This is a genomic window from Xanthomonas sp. NCPPB 901 (genome assembly GCF_056725085.1).
Genome location: NZ_CM161511.1, coordinates 686,920 through 705,376 on the forward strand (window position 1 = coordinate 686,920; position 18,457 = coordinate 705,376).

13 protein-coding genes are annotated in these 18,457 nt (G+C 70.0%); 7 read left to right on the top strand and 6 right to left on the bottom strand.

Annotated features, from left to right (window positions below; translation table 11 throughout):
- Position 1: 1 nt before the first annotated feature.
- From AC1PME_RS02915 to AC1PME_RS02925, 3 genes are all read right to left on the bottom strand, one after another.
- Positions 2-1,081: an alpha-ketoacid dehydrogenase subunit beta gene (locus tag AC1PME_RS02915; RefSeq protein ID WP_254460201.1), complete on the bottom strand. Its 1,080-nt coding sequence runs from the start codon at positions 1,079-1,081 to the stop codon at positions 2-4.
- On the bottom strand, positions 1,074-2,162 hold the full coding sequence (gene pdhA / locus AC1PME_RS02920; protein ID WP_254460202.1) for a pyruvate dehydrogenase (acetyl-transferring) E1 component subunit alpha: 1,089 nt from the start codon (positions 2,160-2,162) through the stop codon (positions 1,074-1,076). Before pdhA ends, AC1PME_RS02915 begins: the two co-directional genes overlap by 8 nt.
- A 622-nt stretch (positions 2,163-2,784) precedes the next feature.
- On the bottom strand, positions 2,785-6,366 hold the full coding sequence (locus AC1PME_RS02925; protein ID WP_481098059.1) for a lamin tail domain-containing protein: 3,582 nt from the start codon (positions 6,364-6,366) through the stop codon (positions 2,785-2,787).
- 164 nt (positions 6,367-6,530) lie between these two features.
- Here AC1PME_RS02925 and AC1PME_RS02930 point away from each other — a divergent pair, with 164 nt between their 5' ends.
- The 3 genes from AC1PME_RS02930 to AC1PME_RS02940 all read left to right on the top strand — a co-directional run bounded on the left by AC1PME_RS02930 (position 6,531) and on the right by AC1PME_RS02940 (position 9,916).
- Entirely contained in the window at positions 6,531-7,442 is a 912-nt protein-coding gene (locus AC1PME_RS02930) for a tryptophan 2,3-dioxygenase (protein WP_307548326.1), read from the top strand.
- A 335-nt stretch (positions 7,443-7,777) separates the two neighbouring features.
- Positions 7,778-9,301 (top strand): peptide MFS transporter, encoded by a 1,524-nt coding sequence (locus tag AC1PME_RS02935; protein WP_481097243.1) that lies wholly within the window; start codon positions 7,778-7,780, stop codon positions 9,299-9,301.
- Positions 9,302-9,316: 15 nt separating this feature from the next.
- The gene (locus AC1PME_RS02940; protein WP_307548330.1) at positions 9,317-9,916 is read left to right on the top strand and encodes a thioredoxin family protein; all 600 of its coding nucleotides are present in this window, start codon (positions 9,317-9,319) and stop codon (positions 9,914-9,916) included.
- Between the two features lie 99 nt (positions 9,917-10,015).
- On the opposite strand, the gene AC1PME_RS02945 is transcribed toward AC1PME_RS02940, so the two are convergent.
- A complete protein-coding gene (locus tag AC1PME_RS02945) occupies positions 10,016-10,498 on the bottom strand; it encodes a MarR family winged helix-turn-helix transcriptional regulator (RefSeq protein ID WP_481097244.1) in 483 nt (160 codons plus the stop codon).
- A gap of 136 nt (positions 10,499-10,634) precedes the next feature.
- On the opposite strand from AC1PME_RS02945, the gene hppD reads away from it, so the two are divergent.
- The 3 genes from hppD (at position 10,635) to hmgA (ending at position 13,599) form a co-directional block, all read left to right on the top strand.
- Positions 10,635-11,747, top strand: coding sequence for a 4-hydroxyphenylpyruvate dioxygenase (hppD, locus tag AC1PME_RS02950; protein WP_481097245.1), 1,113 nt, complete (start codon positions 10,635-10,637; stop codon positions 11,745-11,747).
- 142 nt (positions 11,748-11,889) lie between these two features.
- The gene (locus tag AC1PME_RS02955; RefSeq protein ID WP_481097246.1) at positions 11,890-12,282 is read left to right on the top strand and encodes an endonuclease domain-containing protein; all 393 of its coding nucleotides are present in this window, start codon (positions 11,890-11,892) and stop codon (positions 12,280-12,282) included.
- Positions 12,283-12,300: 18 nt separating this feature from the next.
- A complete protein-coding gene (hmgA, locus tag AC1PME_RS02960) occupies positions 12,301-13,599 on the top strand; it encodes a homogentisate 1,2-dioxygenase (RefSeq protein WP_481097247.1) in 1,299 nt (432 codons plus the stop codon).
- 72 nt (positions 13,600-13,671) lie between these two features.
- Here the strand turns inward: hmgA and AC1PME_RS02965 are convergent, their stop codons facing one another.
- Positions 13,672-14,175 carry a hypothetical protein gene (locus AC1PME_RS02965; protein ID WP_481097248.1) on the bottom strand — a complete coding sequence of 168 codons (504 nt, stop codon included), beginning with the start codon at positions 14,173-14,175 and terminating at the stop codon, positions 13,672-13,674.
- 228 nt (positions 14,176-14,403) lie between these two features.
- Between AC1PME_RS02965 and AC1PME_RS02970 the strand changes: the two genes are divergently transcribed.
- Entirely contained in the window at positions 14,404-15,084 is a 681-nt protein-coding gene (locus AC1PME_RS02970; RefSeq protein WP_481097249.1) for a lectin, read from the top strand.
- Between the two features lie 156 nt (positions 15,085-15,240).
- Here AC1PME_RS02970 and AC1PME_RS02975 read toward each other — a convergent pair whose 3' ends face one another.
- Entirely contained in the window at positions 15,241-18,360 is a 3,120-nt protein-coding gene (locus AC1PME_RS02975; protein ID WP_481097250.1) for an efflux RND transporter permease subunit, read from the bottom strand.
- Positions 18,361-18,457 lie beyond the last annotated feature (97 nt).

Genomic DNA, 18,457 nt, shown 5'->3' on the forward strand with positions numbered 1-18,457 from the left:
GTCAACCCGCGGCCATCGCCCGCTTGGCCGCCGCGACGATCTTGTCGGTGCTCGGCAGGTATTTCATCTCCAGCCGGAACAGCGGGATGTGGGTGTCGTAGCCGGTCACGCGCTGCACCGGTGCGACCAGGTCGTACATCGATTGCTCGGCCAGGCGCGCGGCGATCTCGGCGCCGAAGCCGGCGCTGCGCGGGGCCTCCTGCACGATCACGCAGCGGCCGGTGCGCGCCACCGATTCGGCGATGGTGGCGAAGTCCAGCGGGCGCAGCGTGGCTACGTCGATGACCTCGGCGCTGATGCCGTCGGCGGCGAGCCGGTCGGCGGCCTCCAGCGCTTCCTTGACCTGCGCGCCCCAGGCGACCAGGGTCACGTCGGTGCCGTCGCGCAGCACGAAGCACACGTCCAGCGGCAGCGCCTCGCCGTCGTCGGCCACTACTTCCTTGTACTGGCGGTAGATGCGCTTGGGCTCCATGTAGATCACCGGATCCGGCTCGCGGATCGCCGCCAGCAGCAGGCCGTAGGCGCGCTGCGGCGAGGACGGCAGCACCACGCGCAGGCCCGGCACGTTGGTGAAGATCGCCTCGTTGGCTTCGCTGTGGTGCTCCGGCGCGCGGATGCCGCCGCCCCACGGCACCCGCAGCACCATCGGGCAGTGCAGGCGGCCGCGGGTGCGGGTGCGCAGGCGCGCGGCGTGGCAGATCAGGTGGTCGACCATCGGGTAAACGAAGCCGTCGAACTGCGCCTCGGCCACCGGTTTCATGCCCTGCGCGGCGAGGCCGACGCTGAGCCCGGCGATGGTGGTCTCGTCCAGCGGGGTGTCGAGCACGCGCTGCGCGCCGAAGCGCTGCTGCAGGCCGGCGGTGGCGCGGAACACGCCGCCGTTGACGCCCACGTCTTCGCCCAGCACCAGCACCGAAGGGTCGTGCTGCAGTTCCCAGGCCAGCGCCTGGGTCACCGCTTCGATCAGGGTAATGGGCGTGCTGGTCATCGGGCTGTCTCCGCGCGACGTCGCCGCGCTGTGGGCGGTGCCGGCCGCAGAGGCGGCCGCGTGGTCGGCGAGGCGAGGGCTGAGCTCATCCATGGCGCTGCTCCAGGGCGATGGCCTCGGCACGCTGCGCGAGCAGGTCCGGCGGCGGGTCGGCGTACAGGTAATCGAACATGGCTTCCACCGGCTGCACCGGGGTCTCCAGGTAGGCGTTGAGTTCGATGTCGGCCAGGCGTGCGCATTCCTGCTTCCACGCCGCTTCCTCGTCCTCGCTCCACAGCCCCTGCGCGCTCAGCCAGGCGCGCAGGCGCAGCAGCGGCTCGCGCTCCCAGGCCTGCTTGACCTCGGCGTCGTCGCGGTAGCGGCGCGCGTCGTCGGCGGTGGTGTGGTCGGACAGGCGGTAGGTCATGAACTCGATCACCGTGCCGCCGTGGCCGGCCAGCGCGCGCTCGCGCGCCTGGCGCATCGCCTCCAGCACTGCGATCAGGTCGTTGCCGTCCACCTGCAGGCAGTGCAGGCCGCCGGCCAGGCCTTTCTGCGCCAGGGTCTGCGCGCCGGTCTGGGCGTTGCGCGGCACCGAGATCGCCCAGCCGTTGTTGATCACGCACAGGATCAGCGGCAGCTGGTAGGCGCCGGCGGAGTTGAGCGCGGCGTAGAAGTCGGTCTTGGACGAGCCGCCGTCGCCGCAGGTGGCCACCGCCACCTGGGGTTCGCCGCGCAGCTTGAACGCCAGCGCGGCGCCGGCGGCGTGCAGGCACTGGGTGGAGATCGGCACGCAGATCGGGAAGTCGCGGGCGGCGTCGGAATCGCGCTGGAAATCGCTGCCGCGCTCGTCGCCGCCCCAGTACAGCAGCACCTCGCGCGGGCGCACGCCGCGCATGAACATGGCGCCATACTCGCGGTAGCTGGGCGCCAGCACGTCGCCGCGGCGCATCGACGCGCCGATGCCGATGTGGGTGGCCTCGTGGCCCAGGCAGGACGCATAGGTGCCCAGCTTGCCAGTGCGCTGCAGCGCCACCGCCTTGCTGTCGAAGGTGCGCACGTACAGCATCTGCTTGAACAGCGCCAGCAGCGTCTGTGGGTTGGCCGAATCGGCCGGAAGCGCGTCGCGGACCGGCTGGCCGCCCGCGTCGAGGTACTGCAGGAACTCAATTTCAAACTGGGCGGCGATGCTCATGGCGGCGGCACTCTCGACAACAAGTTTCAAATGATATGAGTCGGCATGTTAAGGAAGCCGTGTACAAAAGCCGTCCTGCACCGCAGCACGTGCCGATGCCGTACCGCACAAGAAAAGCCTGGTCGCCCGGCGTTGCGGATTGATGGCGTTGGGTGCCAGCGATGTTGCACCGCGATGCCGGCTGTTCATGTGCGCGTGGGTGTCCACCGGTGACGGCGGCCGATGCCGGCGGTGCGGTGCGCGTGTCGGAGGGCGGGAGCCTCGGACAAGGACGGAGGGCGCGCACGTGCAGGGGCGGCGCGAGGGCGTTTCCTGCGACGCCACCATCGAGCCGCATGGACGCTGTCCGTAGGAGCGGCTTCCGCCGCGACAGGGCATTCCCGATAACGCCCGTCGCGGCTGAAGCCCCTCCCGCAGGACACCTCCCGGAGTAGCAGCGGTGCCCTGTGGCTGCGGCGAGCTTTCCAGGCTGGGCCGGTCGCGGCTGAAGCCGCTCCCACGCGAGGGCAACGGGGCGGCTGAGCCTCGGCAAGGGCCAGCGATCAGTGCTGGGCTGGCATGCCCCAAGCAAAAAGGGCGTGGCCTCGCGGCCACGCCCTTCCGGTTGCGCCGGTCGCCGCGATCAGCGGCCGAACAGGCGCAGCCCCTCCACACGCGTGCTCAAGCGCGCGCTGTTGTCGCTGGGGTCGGCATCGGCCGAGGTGGATGCGGCGCTGGCGCCGATCACGATCTGGCGGTCGGCCGGCAGCGGCCGCGTCGCCAGGCGCAGGCCGAATGCGGCGCTGGCGCCCGGCGCCAGGTCGGCGCCGCTGCGGCACTGGAAGCGCGCGCTGCGCAGGCCGTGGCTCTGCCGCACGCACTGCCAGCCACGCTGCGGCACCAGCGCGGTCAGCGCCGACAGGGTGCTGCCGTCGATCTCCAGGCTGGCGCCCTGCACCGGCGCATTGCCGTGGTTGCGCACGTCGATGCGGTAGTCGGCGAAGAAGGCCAGGAACGGCAGGGTGGCCGGGCCGTCGATCGACACTGCCAGGTCGCCGGCCGGACGCGCCTGCACCGCCACCGTGGCGCTGCCGCCGTTGTCGCCGGGGTTGGTTTCCTCGGTCTGCGAGGCCACCGACGCGGCCAGGGTCAGGCTGCGCCCGACCAGGGCGGCGCCGGCCGGCACCGCCAGTTCGAAGCGCGGCGTGGCGCCGGCGGCGAACTGCGCCGTGCTGCAGGTGACCACGGTCTGTGCGGCGACCTCCGGCGCGGCGCAGTCCCAGCCGGGGGCGGCGGTCACGCTCGGGGCCACCGCCGCGTCCAGGGCGAAGGCGACCGCGGCCGCGCGCGCCGCATCCGGACCGGCATTGGCCAGTTCCACGCTGTAGCGGATGGTGTCGCCGGCATAGACCGACGCGTTGGCGGCGCTCACGCGCAGGCTCAGGTCGGCGCGCTCCAGCGGCTTGAGCTTGATCAGCACCACCGCCGGGTCGTGGTCGGACAGCCGCGCCGGCGAGTTGGCGTCGTTGCGGGCCACGGCCGGGAAGTCGGCGTTGAGCCGCGCATGCGCTTCGCTGAGCCCGGCGATCTGCGCCGAGCGCATCAGCGCGCGGTTGGCCAGGATGTGATCCAGCGACTGTATGTTGCCGTCGTAGGCGTAGGAGTAGCTCTGGTCCGGCGTCGACAGCAGGGTCAGGTTGTACAGCGCCGGATCGACCAGGGTGGCGCCGTCGCCGGCGACCACGGTCTGCGCGTCGGGCGCCGGCAGGCCGGTGATGGTGCCCATCGCATCGACGTAGCCGTCGTTGAACTCGAAGGCGTTGAAGTCGCCCATCACCAGCAGCTGCTCGGTGGGATCGGCGACCTGGCGCGCCTGCAGCAGGTTGGCCAGGAACTCGGCCTGTGCCTGGCGCTTGGCGCGGATGCGCTGGCCGCTGGCGTCGTCGGTCTCGGCGCCGTTGAGCGAACGCTGGTGCACCTCGACCACGGTCAGCGGCAGCGCACGGCCGTCGGCGAAATGCACCACCGCCTTCAGCAATAGCGGCGGGCGGTCGTTGAGCAGGCTGACGGTGCCGCTGGGCTCGGTCCAGGTGGCGGCCTTGCCTTCCTGGCTCACCGAGACCACCTCGACGCGGGCGATGCCGGCCCCGACCTGCGCGGTCTTGACCAGGAAGCCGACATCGATGCCGCCGACGTCGTTGCCTTCCTGCAGGTAGGCCACGTACTGCGGATCGGGCTGGCCGGCGGCCACCGCGTCGCGGTTGACGCGGTCGGCCAGGGTCTGCAGCACGCTCAGGTTCTCGATCTCCACCGTGCCGAGGATGTCGGGGGTGTTGAGGTAGTTGCGGATCGCCAGCGAGGCCTTGTTGAGGCGCGCCTGGTAGGCGGCCGCGGTCAGCACCGGTTCGCCGATCGCCGGATCGTTCTGGTCGTCGAAGAAGCGCTCCATGTTGTAGGTGGCGATGTTGACGTCGTCGGCCTGCGGCGCCGGGGCCGGCTTGGGCTGGTCGGCGCCGTCGCACTGCACGCTGGGCGCGCTTTCCGGGTAGATCGTGTAGCGGCGGAAGCTGTAGTCCAGCGGGCCGCTGACCCCGAGCACGGTGCAGCCGGCGGCCACGTCGATGCGCTGGCCGCCGAGGCCGGCGCTGCCGACCGCGATCACCTGCGGGCTGGTGTTCCAGCGCGGCACGTCGGCCGGGGAACCGGCCGGCAGCGCGTCGGGCTGCTGCACGCCGGCCGTGCGCCAGGCGCGCGGCAGGCCGGTGACCACGGCATGGAACACGCCGTTGCTGGTCGCGCTGGCGTTGGTCTCGTTGACGTTGCCCAGGGTCGGGGTGTTGACGGTCAGGCTGGGCACGGTGACGCGCATGCCTTCCAGGCGCTCGAGCTGGTCGTAGGCGCCGTTCGGGTCGGGGAAGCGGGTGGTCAGCTCGACCGCCGCCGGCAGCGCATTGCCGGTGGACTGCAGCAGTACCGTCGGCGAGGTCAGTTCGGTCAGCGGCGGCTGGCTGGGGTCGGTGCTGGGCACGTATTCGACCACCGTGGCCTGCACCCGCACCGCATTGCCCACCGCGGCCTCGGCCGGCGGCGCGCTGCCGGTGTAGACGTAGATGCCCTCGGAGGTGAGCGGGTCGGCATCGGCCTGGGCGTCGGGCGTCTGCAGGAAGAAGCCGGCGCTGCGCCGCGCGGTGACGATGCCGCTGGTGGCGACCACCTGGCCGACCAGCGGCGAGCGCGCGCCGCTGCCCTGGATGCTGTGGATCGGCACCAGGTTGAAGTCGTCGTTGAGGATCACGCCGCTGGCGGTCAGCGTGGACGGCAACGCGCCGCTGACCCCGCTGATGTCCAGGTAGAAGGTCTCGTCGGGTTCGTTGCTGGTGTCGCCGTTGACCAGCACGCGCACCTCGGCGCTGCTTTCGCCGGCCGGGATGGTCACCTGGGTCGCGGCCAGCGCCTGGTAGTCGCTGCCGGCGCTGGCGGTGCCGTCGCGGGTGGCGACGGTGAAGCTGACGCCGGCGCTGCCGGCCGGCTGGCTCAGCGTCACCGTGAACACGAACGCGCTGCTGCCGCTGTCGCCCTCGGCGCGGCTGACGTTGGCCACGCTGGCCACCGGCAGGTTGCCGCCGCCGCACAGGCTGACCGGCGCGGCGCTGTTGCGCGGGGTCGGTGCGCCGGTGGCGAAGTCGGCGTTGTTGTTGTCGCTGTCGGTGCAGCCGCCGTTGCCGCGCAGCACCGCCAGGGTGTTGCTGGGCGCGGCGGTCGGGGCGCTGCCTTCGGCGCAGCTGGCGCTGCTGCCGTAGCCGACGAAGTCGGCGTTGCCGGCCGGGCAGGCGCCGCTCAGCGCGGCGCTGGCCTTGCTCAGCGCGATCTTGCCGGCGCTGCCGCTCATGGCGATGGTGCCGGTGGCGTCGGGCGTAGGTAGCGCGGTGCTGCCGCCGTTGCCGTCGGCCTGCTTGACCAGGTAGTAGCCGCCCGGCGCGATGCTGCCGCTCAGCGGGGTGACCTGCCAGCTGCTGCCGGCGGCCGAGGCGTACTGCACCGACCAGCCGGCCAGGCTCACCGCCTCGCTGCCGTTGTTGTGCAATTCGACGAAATCGCTCTTGTAGGTGGCGCCGCTGTTGCCGCCACCGCCATAGACCTGGCTGATGACCACCTGGGCCTGGGCGTACCCGGCACCGCCCAGCGCGCACGACAACACTGCAGCTCGAAGCAGCATGGTTCGCATGAACAAGATCTCCCCAATCCTTGAAGACGTGGACTAACGCAGATGAACCGACGGCGCCCCCCGGCGCCGCCGACGATTGTGCCGGAGTTTGTCAGCGCGTGCTGACCAATGTGTGACATCCATCGCTGCGGTACCCTTGCCAGCCCGGAACGCCCCTGCCGCCCATGCCCGTCGAACAGAACCAGCGCCCGCTCGAAGCCGGCATCCATACCGACCTGGAAGGCCGCCTGACCTACGGCGGCTACCTGCGCCTGGACCGGCTGCTGTCGGCGCAGCAGCCGCTGTCGAACCCGCCGCACCACGACGAACTGCTGTTCATCGTCCAGCACCAGACCTCCGAGCTGTGGCTGAAGCTGCTGGCGCACGAACTGGGCGCGGCGATCGCGCACCTGCAGCGCGACGCGGTGTGGCAGTGCCGCAAGGTGCTGGCGCGCAGCAAGCAGGTGCTGCGCCTGCTGACCGAGCAGTGGTCGGTGCTGGAGACCCTGACCCCGTCCGAGTACATGGGCTTTCGCGACGTGCTCGGCCCGTCCTCCGGCTTCCAGTCGCTGCAGTACCGCACCATCGAGTTCATGCTCGGCAACAAGAACGCGCAGATGCTGCCGGTGTTCGACCACGACCCGCAGGGCCAGGCGGCGCTGCAGGCGGTGCTGGAGGCGCCCAGCCTGTACGAGGAGTTCCTGCGCTACCTGGCCCGCTTCGGCCATGCGGTGCCGGCGCCGTACCACGCCCGCGACTGGCGCCAGCCGCACGTCAGCGACCCGCTGCTGCGCCCGGTGTTCGAGCGCATCTACGAGAACACCGACCGCTACTGGCGCGAGTACGCGCTGTGCGAGGACCTGGTGGACCTGGAGACCCAGTTCCAGCTGTGGCGCTTCCGCCACATGCGCACGGTGATGCGGGTGATCGGCTTCAAGCGCGGCACCGGCGGCTCCAGCGGCGTCGGCTTCCTGCAGCAGGCGCTGGCGCTGACCTTCTTCCCGGAACTGTTCGAGGTGCGGACGTCGGTGGGGTTGGAAGGCCGGGACCCGGGACTTGGGGCCCGGGACGCGGGCGGGGCGTCGCCGGAGCAGTAGCCGGGCGCGCGGGGGTGGCGCCGCTTGGCGGTGCCATGCGCGTGCGGCACGTCGTGCCGACGGTGGCGGTCGAGTGCTGCGGGCGCGCTGCCGCGCCACGTTTCGTGGCCGGGCGTGCCGAGATCAGCGATGCGGGCGCGCCGGCTTTCCCAGTCCCTCGTCTGGAATCCAGGCGGCTGGCCGTTCCGGTCTTTTCCGGGTCCCGCTCCCCCGGTCCCGGGTCCCGGCGCTTCCGCTACATTTGACGCCACGCCGTCCCTCGGTGATCCTCGCCCGTTGCCCGGCCTGGCCGGATGCTTCGCCCAGCCCATTCTGAATACGCAAGGGAACACCGCATGAGCGTTGACGTCGTCGCGTCGAACCACCCCGCCTCACCGCAACCGCCGTCAGCGCAACCGCCCGAATTCAAAACCCTGCTGGGGCATCCGCGTCCCCTGTGGATGCTGTTCATGACCGAGTTCTGGGAGCGCTTCGCGTTCTACGGCATTCGCTGGGCGCTGGTGCTGTACATCGTGGCGCAGTTCTATGATGGCCAGGGAACAGGCCAGGCGCCGGCCAGCGCCACCTACGGCGCCTATCTGGCGCTGGTGTACGCGGCGGCGATCTTCGGCGGCTACATCGCCGACCGGGTGCTCGGCTACCAGCGCTCGATCCTGGTCGGCGCCGCGGTCATGGCCACCGGCCTGTTCCTGATCTCCGTTCCCAACCCGCAGGTCTTCGAACTGGGCCTGGCCACCGTGGTGGTCGGCAACGGCCTGTTCAAGCCGAACATCTCGACCATGGTCGGCAAGCTGTACGGCGCCGCCGACCCGCGCCGCGACAGCGGGTTCACCATCTTCTACATGGGCATCAACCTGGGCGCGATGATCGCCCCGTGGCTGACCCAGCAGTTGGCCGAGAAGGTGTTCGGCACCGAGACGATGCCGTCCTACAAGATGGTGTTCATCGCCTCGGGCATCGGCATGCTGATCAGCCTGGTGTGGTTCTGGTTCGGCCGTCGCCAGCTCAAGGGCATCGGCGCGCCGTTGCCGGGCGGTGCCGGCGGCATGCGCGTGGTCTACGTGCTGCTGGGCATGCTGGTGGCGGTCCCGGCGGTGTACCTGGCGCTGGCCGCCGGCGCCGAGGTGCTGCAGTGGATTCTCAGCACCATGTTCGTGGCGCTGGCGATCATGCTGCTGGTGGAAGGCATCCGCAACGGCAAGGTGGCGCGCGACAAGGTCATCGCGATGCTGATCATCTTCGCCTTCAACGTGCTGTTCTGGATGTTCTTCGAGCAGGCCGGCAGCTCCTTCACCTTCCTCGCCGACGAGATCGTCAACCGCCAGTTCGGCGACTGGACCTTCCCGACCGCGTGGTTCCAGTCGGTCAACTCGCTGGCGATCATCACCCTGGCGCCGGTCATCGCCTGGATCTGGGTCAAGGCCGGACGCTTCAACCCATCGATCTCGCGCAAGTTCGCGCTCGGCCTGGTGTTCAACGGCCTGGCCTTCCTGCTGCTGATGTTCGCGCTGTCGAGCCTGGTCAACGACGCCGGCAAGATCCCGTTCTGGACCCTGTTCATGGTCTACGTCATCCAGTCGGTGGGCGAGCTGTGCCTGTCGCCGATCGGCCTGTCGATGGTGACCAAGCTGGCGCCGGTGCGGTTGGTCGGCTTCGGCATGGGCGGCTGGTTCCTGTCCACCGGCATCGGCAACAACCTGTCGGGCATCTTCGCCAGCCATGTCAGCGGCGAAGGCGGCATGACCGTGTCGTCCGCGCTGGGCGGGTATACCTTCGGCTTCTGGGCATTGCTGGGCGCCGGCGTGGTGCTGTTCCTGATCGCACCGCTGATCAGCAAGCTGATGCACGGTGTGAAGTAACGTGAGGACCAAGCAATGGCGATGAACAAGACGATCTGCGCCGCCCTGGCGGCGGTGCTGGCCCTGGGCGGCTGCAGCCAGACGGCGCCGCCCGAACAGCAGGCCCCGGCCAAGCCGTTGGACACCTCGGTGCAGAAGCCGCCGGTGGCCGACCCCAACCAGCCGGTGGCCTCGGGCAATACCCCGGCGGCCGCCGACGTCGCCGCGGCCAAGGCGCTGGGCGCGCAGTTCGATCCCCAGCGCAATCCGGCCGACGACCTGGACACCGCCATGGTCGAGGCCAAGCGCGGCGGCAAGCGCATCCTGCTCGACGTGGGCAACGAGGCCTGCGACTGGTGCCACACCCTGGACACCTTCATCGAAGGCGATGCGGAACTGCGCAGCTTCCGCGACGCCAACTTCGTCTGGGTCAAGGTCAACGTCAGCGACGCCAACAAGAACGAGGCGTTCCTGGCGCAGTACCCGAAGCTCGTCGACTTCCCGCACCTGCTGGTGCTCGACGCCGACGGCAAGCTGCTGCACTCGCAGGTGGTCGGCGACCTGCAGAAGGGCAAGGGTTACGACCGCAGGAAGTTCTCGGACTTCCTCAAGGAGTGGGCGCCGCCGAAGGCCTGAGCGGCGGCGACGCCCGGTTTTCGTAGGAGCGGCTGAAGCCGCTCCTACGGTATTTGAGGCCCCAGCTCATTTAACGCCCGCCTCGCGGGCGCCGGCGCCTCAGCGCCCGGTCATGCTCGGCAGGCCTTCGGCCGCCAGGCGGTCGATCAGCCGGTTCAGCAGCCGCTGCTCGTCCTTGCTGAACGGGGCCAGCAGGCGCCGTTCGCACTCCAGCACCATCGGCGCCACCACCTGGTACACCTCCACCCCGGCCGGGGTCAGGTGCAGCACCGAGCGGCGGCGGTCGTCGCCATGGGTCTCGCGCTGGATGAAGCCGCGCTCCAGCAGCCGCGCCACCGCCCGGCTCACCGCCACCTTGTCCATCGCGGTGCGCTCGGACACCTCGCCGGCCGACAGCCCCGGATACAGCGCCAGCACCGCCATCACCCGCCACTCGGTCACCGCCATGCCGTAGCGCTCGCCGTAGACGCGGGCGATGTTGCTGCTGATCCGGTTGGACAGCACGCTGATCCGGTACGGCAGGAACCGTTCCAGATCCAGGGAGGGCGGGTCGGGCGTCGGGGCGGGCGTGGCGATCGTCATGCTGCATTGCACCTTGCTGGTGGTTTCACTTGTAACTACAACGGAGGATACTACGGCCATTCTCGCGAGTCTGGCGTCCGTCCGCACCCGAAATTTCGGCCCGGCCGCCGCGACCCCGTCCTCCAGGAGACGCGTCATGAGTGCACAACCGCAACATCCGTCGCAGCCGGCCAACCTCGGCATGCAGGTCACCACCTTCGAGAACCCGATGGGCATCGACGGTTTCGAGTTCGTGGAATTCGCCGCGCCGGCCGGGCAGGGCGAGCAGTTGCACGCGTACTTCCGCAGCATGGGCTTCACCGCGGTGCTGCGCCATCGCCAGCGCGCCATCACCGTGTACCGCCAGGGCGGGGTCAACTTCCTGGTCAACGAGGAACCGGATTCCTTCGCCGCCGATTTCGCCGCCGCGCACGGCCCCAGCGCCTGCGGCTTCGCGATCCGCTTCCGGCACCCGGCCGACGAGGTCTTCGCCAAGGTGCTGGAGAACGGCGGCGAAGCCATCGCCGACAAGGCCGATACCCGCGCGGTGCCGGCGCCGGTGGTCAAGGGTATCGGCGACTGCATGCTGTACCTGGTCGACCAGTACGGCGAGAAGGGCTCGGTGTACACCGAGTTCGAGCCGGTGCCCGGCGCCGACCAGCAGCCGGCCGGCTTCGGCCTGACCTTCATCGACCACCTGACCCACAACCTGTACTTCGGCAACATGCAGCGCTGGTCTGATTACTACGAGCGCCTGTTCAACTTCCGCGAGATCCGTTACTTCGACATCAAGGGCGCCAAGACCGGGCTGGTGTCCAAGGCGATGACCGCGCCGGACGGCGTGGTGCGTATCCCGCTCAACGAGTCGTCGGACCCGAAGAGCCAGATCAACGAGTACCTGGACGCGTATCGCGGCGAAGGCATCCAGCACATCGCCTGCTTCACCGACGACATCTACGAAACGGTCGAGCGCATGCGCGCGGCCGGCGTCGCGTTCCTGGACACGCCGGAGACCTATTTCGAGGTGATCGACCGGCGCATTCCCAACCACGGCGAGGACGTGGCGCGGCTGGCGCGCAACAAGATCCTGATCGACGCCGACCCGGAGACCAAGCAGCGCAAGCTGCTGCAGATCTTCACCCAGAACTGCATCGGCCCGATCTTCTTCGAGATCATCCAGCGCAAGGGCAACGAGGGCTTCGGCGAAGGCAACTTCCAGGCGCTGTTCGAGAGCATCGAGCGCGACCAGATGAAGCGCGGCGTGCTCTGACGGCGGCGCGCGGGCGGCGTGCGCAGGCTGACAGCCAGCGCACGCCCACAACCAGCGGACGCTGACAGCCCATCGCGGAGAGTTCCGACCGCCGGTGTAGTCCCTCTCCCACCGGGAGAGGGGGGGAGGGTACGGTGGGATCATGACGATCAAGCCGCCCTTACCCACCACCACGCTGGCGCACGCACGTCAGCTACGTCGCACCATGACCGACGCCGAGCGCACACTATGGAGCTACCTGAGAAGCGGCCAGTTGCAAGGTTTCAAGTTCCGGCGCCAGTACCCGATCCCGCCGTATGCCGCAGATTTCTGCTGTGTGGCGGCAAAGCTGATTGTCGAAATCGATGGCGCGCAACACAGTGCGTCGGGCGACGCGGCAAGGACACGCTGGCTCGAATCGCAGGGCTGGCGGATCGTTCGCTTCTGGAACAACGACGTGCTGATTGCGAGCGACGCCATGATCCAGGCGATCTGCGACGCGACTGAGGCGCCGTCCCCTCACCCCAACCCCTCTCCTGGCGGGAGAGGGGCTTGATACCCAAGGCTCAAGCATATGCATGACCATCATCGCTACATGTCCGGCTTCGGCAACGAGTTCGCCACCGAGGCAGTCCCCGGCGCCTTGCCGGTCGGGCAGAACTCGCCGCAGCGCGTGGCCCATGGCCTGTATGCCGAGCAATTGTCCGGCACCGCGTTCACCGCCCCGCGCGGCGTCAACCGGCGCAGCTGGCTCTATCGCATCCGCCCGGCGGTACTGCATGGCGGCTTCGCCGCCTACGCCGGTGCCGCGGCGTTCCACAACGACTTCCAGCGCGGCCCGGTGCCGCCGGACCAATTGCGCTGGAGCCCGTTGCCGCTGCCGGAAACGCCGGTGGACTTCGTCGATGGCCTGTACACGATGGCCGGCAACGGCTCGGCCGAGGCCCAGCATGGCGTGGCGGTGCATCTGTACGCGGCCAACGCCTCGATGCAGGGCCGCTATTTCTACGATGCGGACGCGGAGTTGCTGATCGTGCCGCAGCTCGGCCGGCTGCGCCTGTGTACCGAGCTGGGCACGCTGGAGCTGGCGCCGCAGGAGATCGCGGTGATCCCGCGCGGCGTGCGCTTCCGCGTGGAGCTGCCCGACGGCCCCGCGCGCGGCTACGTGTGCGAGAACTTCGGCGGCCTGCTGCGGCTGCCGGACCTGGGGCCGATCGGCGCCAACGGCCTGGCCAATCCGCGCGACTTCCTCACCCCGGTGGCCGCCTACGAGGAGGACGAGGGCGCGTTCGAGCTGATCGCCAAGTTCCAGGGCCATCTGTGGCGCGCGCCGATCGGGCATTCGCCGCTGGACGTGGTCGCCTGGCACGGCAACTACGCCCCGTACAAGTACGACCTGCGCCGCTTCAACACCATCGGCTCGATCAGCTTCGACCATCCGGACCCGAGCATCTTCACCGTGCTGACCGCGCCCAGCGACACGCCCGGCACCGCCAACATGGATTTGGCGATCTTCCCGCCGCGCTGGCTGGTGGCGCAGCACACCTTCCGGCCGCCGTGGTTCCACCGCAACGTGGCCAGCGAGTTCATGGGCCTGGTGCATGGCGTCTACGATGCCAAGGCCGACGGCTTCGCCCCGGGCGGGGCATCGCTGCACAACTGCATGAGCGGGCACGGCCCGGACGCGGCCACCTTCGACAAGGCCTCGCAGGCCGATCTGTCGCGGCCGGACGTCGTCGCCGACACCATGGCCTTCATGTTCGAGACCCGCGCGGTGCTGCGCCCGACCGCACAGGCGCTGGACGCCGCGCATCGCCAGCGCGACTACCAGCAGTGCTGGCAGGGCCTGCGCCGGCACTTCCGCGCGCCCTGAGCGCGCGCAGGCGCGGCCGCGCTGCTCAGGCCACCGCCGAGGCTGCCGCTGCCGCGGATGCGGTCGCTGGGTTCAGGCGGCCTCCGCCGCGGCCGCCAGGGCGGCGTGCAGCGGCGCCGGCAGCACTTCCAGCACGCGCTCGCGGATGCGCTGCGCGTAGCGCTCGGAGGTCATCTCCGGCATCGCGCGCAGCGCCAGCGCGATCGCGCGCAGGGTGTCCTGTTCCTCGCGCGCGGCGCGCAACTGCTGCTGCAGCGCCGGCGAAGCGGGATGCCGCTGCAGTTGCAGCAGGTCCAGCAGATACATGCGTGCATTGAGCAGCGCACGCCGCGGGTCCGCCGGTGCAGGTGCGGCCGCCACCGTCGCCGCGGCGGTGCTGGTGCGGCCGTCGTCCAGGTAGCCCTGCTGCAGCAGTCCCTGCACGATCGCCTCGGCGCCGCGGCCGCCCAGCGTGGTCAGTTCCTCGACGCTGCGCTGGCCGTCGGCCAGGATCAGCACGCGTCGCTGGCGCATGTCCAGCGGCGCATCGTGCGATTGCAGTGCCGCAAGGGCGAGGGCGGTCTTGCGCGGATGCATGGCGGCGGCGTCGGTAGGCGCGCAGCGTGGCGCAGCGCGGTGAAATGCCGATGACAGGTGCGATGCGCTGGCGTGTCGGTGTCGGCAGCCACACTGCCATCGGCATGGTCGACCCCCTGGTCCGGGGCGCTGTGCGCCGCCGCGCTTGTTCGGCAGCGTGTCGCCGCCGTGCCGTGCAGGGCGAGGGCATGCACGCTAGCCTATACGCTGGTCCAGCGAGGAACTGCGATGAAGCCGATTCAACCAGGCGTGGCGGTTTTGCTGCTCGCGCTCGCCGCCTGCGACCGGCAGCCGCCAGCGCCGCCCCCCGCGCCTCCAGCACCGTCCGCGCCGGCTCCCGCACCCACCGCGACCGACGACGGCGCCTTGCCGCCGCCGGAGATCGACCAGCCCGACGGCGACGTGCCGCCGGCACAGGCCCCGGCCTCGGCGCTGCCGCCGGAGCTGGCCGCGGGCGACCGGCAACTGGCGCGTATCGACGGCTATGGCGACCTGCGCCTGGGCATGCCGGCGGCGCAGGCGCGCGCGGCCTGGGGCGGCGAACTCGACGGCCAACCCAGCGCCGGCAGCAGTTGCTACGTGCTGCGTCCGCGCTGGGCCAAGGGCAACCACCAGTTCGGCCTGATGGTCGAAGACGACACGCTGGTGCGCTACGACGTGCGCACCGCCAAGGAAACCGCGCCGGGCGGCGGCAAGGTCGGCATGGACCTGGCGCAGCTGCGCGCGCTGTACGCCGGCCGCCTGGAAGAGCAGCCGCACAAGTACGTCGAAGGCGCCAAGGTGCTGCGCGTGCGCGGCGATGCCGGCCAGCGTGGGGTGCTGGTGTTCGAGACCGACGCGGCCGGCAAGGCCGTCGCCTGGCGCGTGGGCCTGCCGCCGCAGGTGGATTATGTGGAGGGTTGTGGCTGAGGGGCCGGGATTAGGGAATCGGGAATGGGGATTCGTAAAAGCGGCTTTACCGAGCGGCTGAAAGACATGGGCTTACATCAGCCATAACGCTGCCTGCCTCCCGCTTTTACGAATCCCCAATCCCGACTCTCTAATCCCGACTCATCTCCCCAATCCCTAATTCCGAATCCCGGCCGCAAGCTGGCGGCGCTCGCGCCGCCGCGCACGGCGCGCGTACCAGCGTTCGCGCAGGCAGGAGAAGATCACATACAGCGCCGGGGTGCTGAGCAGGGTCAGGCTCTGCGAGATCAGCAGGCCGCCGATCATCGCGATGCCGAGCGGGCGGCGCAGTTCCGAGCCTTCGCCCAGGCCCACCGCCAGCGGCACCGCGGCCAGGATCGCCACCATCGTGGTCATCATGATCGGGCGGAAGCGCACGATGCAGGCCTCGCGCGCGGCCTCCAGCGGAGTCTTGCCGTGCTCGCGCTCGGCGACCAGGGCGAAGTCGATCATCATGATCGCGTTCTTCTTGACGATGCCGATCAGCAGCACCAGCGCGATCATCGAGATCACCGACAGCTCGGTGCCGGTCGCCCACAGCGCCAGCAGCGCGCCCATGCCGGCGGCCGGCAGGGTGGAGAGGATGGTCACCGGGTGCACCAGGCTCTCGTAGAGCATGCCCAGCACGATGTAGACCACCACGATCGCGGCCAGCACCAGCACCAGCATCGAGTTCGGCTGCAGTTGCACGCCGAAGCCGCCGCCGTCGGCGATGCGGATGTCGCCGGGCATGCGCAGCCCGGCCACGGTGGCGGCGATGATCGCATCGCCCTCGCCGGTGCTCACGCCTGGGGCCAGGTTGTAGCTCAGGTCCATGGTCGTGTACTGGTTCATGTGGGTGATCTGCGACGGCGCCAGGCCGGGTACCTGGTGCGCCACCGCGGTCAGCGGGATCATCGTGCCGTTGCGGGTGGGCACGTAGATGCGGTTCAGTGCCGCCGGCGTGGCGGTCTGGTCCGGCAGCGCGTTGACCACCACGCTGTACTGGTTGAGGTCGGAGTAGATGGTGGAGATCTGGCGCTGGCCGAACGCGCCGTACAGCGCGCCGTCGATGGCGCCGATCGACACGCCCAGGCGCGCGGCCAGGGCACGGTCGATGACGATGTTCTGGCGCAGGCCGGCGTTGTCCACGTCGGTGCCGACATCGCGCAGCTTGGGGTTCTTCTTCAGCGCGGCCTGCAGCTTGGGCAACCACTCCTGCAACTGGGCGTTGTCGTTGCCCTGCAGCGAGACGCGGTACTGCGCGCCCTGGCTGGTGCCGCCGCCGCCGTCGCTGGGCAGGTCCTGGATCGCGCGCAGGCGCAGCTGCAGGTCCGGGTAGCGGTCGGCCTTGGCGCTGAGCCGCGCCAGCACCTCGGCGGTGGTCTCGGTACGGCCTTCGTCGCGGCGCTTGAGTTCGATGTTGAAGCTGGCGCTGGAGCCCTGCCGGCTGCTGCCCAGGCGCGCGCCGACGATCTTCACCGCCGGGTCGGACATCAGCATGTCGGTGATGCGGCGCTGGCGGTTGACCATGTCGGCGAAGGACACGGTGGCGCTGGAGGTGGCGCGGCCCCAGATCAGGCCGGTGTCCTGCGCCGGGAACGAACCCTTCTTGACCGCACCGGCCAGGAATACCGTGGCCACGATCAGCAGCAGTGGGGTCAGCGCCAGCAACAGCGCGTGGCGCAGCGCGAAGTCCAGGGCCACGGTGTACACGCGCAGCATGCGTTCGTGCATGCGTTCCAGCCAGGCGCCGACGCGGCCGGGCTGTTCCGGCTCGGCGTGCGCGGACAGGAAGCGGCTGCACAGCGCCGGGGTGAGCGTCAGCGACACCACCGCCGAGACGCAGATCGCCGCGACCAGGGTGACGGTGAACTCGCGGAAGAACACCCCGATCATGCCGCTGGCGAACAGGATCGGGATGAACACCGCCACCAGCGAGGCGGTGATCGAGACGATGGTGAAACCGATCTCGCGCGCGCCGGCCAGCGCCGCCTCCAGCCGCGACATGCCCTCGTCGAGGTGGCGCATGATGTTCTCGATCACCACGATCGCATCGTCGACCACGAAGCCGATCGCGATCACCAGCGCCAGCAGGCTCAGGTTGTTGAGGGTGAAGCCCATGACGTACATCGCCAGCGCCGCGCCGGCCAGCGACAGCGGCACGGTGGCCGCGGCGATCAGGGTCGGCGCCAGGCGGCGCAGGAACAGCGCCATGGTCAGCACCACCATCGCCAGGCTGATCATCAGCGTGGCCTGCACCTCGTTGAGCGAGGCGCGGATGGTCGGGGTGCGGTCGAAGTACGCCGTCATCTTGGTGCCCGGCTGCAGGTAGGTGCGCAGCATCGGGATCTCGGCCTTGACCCGGTCCACCGTCTCCACGATGTTGGCGCCGGCGCGGGTGAACACGTACATCACCACCGCCGGCTTGCCGTCGAACCAGGCCGCCTGGTAGGCGTCCTGCTGGCCGTCGTAGACGTTGGCGATGTCGCGCAGGCGCACCGCGCGGCCCTGCTGCTGGCTGATCACCACCTGGCCGAAGTCGGCGGCCTTGGCCACCGCGTCGTTGGCGACGATGGCGGTGGTGGTGGCGCCGTCGCTGAGGAAGCCGGTGGGCGAGGTGACGTTGGCCGCGCGCACCGCGTTGCGCAGGTCGTCCGGGGTCAGGCCCATGGCGTTGAGCGCGCGCAGGTTCACGTCCACCCGCACCGCCGGCGTGGAGGCGCCGCCGATGTCCACCGAGGACACGCCGCTGATCTGGCGCAGGCGCTGCGCCAGCAGCGAATCGGCGACGTTGTACAGCTCGTCGGCCGACTGCGTGTCCGAGGTCAGGGCGATGGCGATGACCGGGTCGTCGTTGGGATTGGCCTTCTGGTAGCGCGGCGTGGCCAGGCCGGAGGGCAGGTCGGCCTGCGCGGCATTGATCGCGCTCTCCACGTCCTGCGCCGCCGAGTCGATGTTGCGGTTGCTCTGGAACACCATGAACACCTGGCTGTTCCCCTCCGAACTGGAGGACCGCATGGTGTCGATGCCGGGCACCTGGCCCAGGTGCCGTTCCAGCGGCGCGGTGACCGTAGCGGCCATGGTCGCGGCGTCGGCGCCGGCCTGGCTGGCCTGCACGAAGATCACCGGGATCGAGATGTTCGGCAGCGCCGCCACGCCCAGGCGCAGGTAGCACATCATGCCGATCACGAACAGGCCGATGGCCAGCAGCGCGGTGCCGATGGGGCGGCGGATGAAGGGCGCGGAGATGTTCATGGGGCCGGGAATGGGGAATGGGGAATCGGGAATCGCAGCACGCGCCCGGCGTCAGTCTTCCGAGGATCCGGCAGGGAGTGAACGAGCCGGCAGCGCG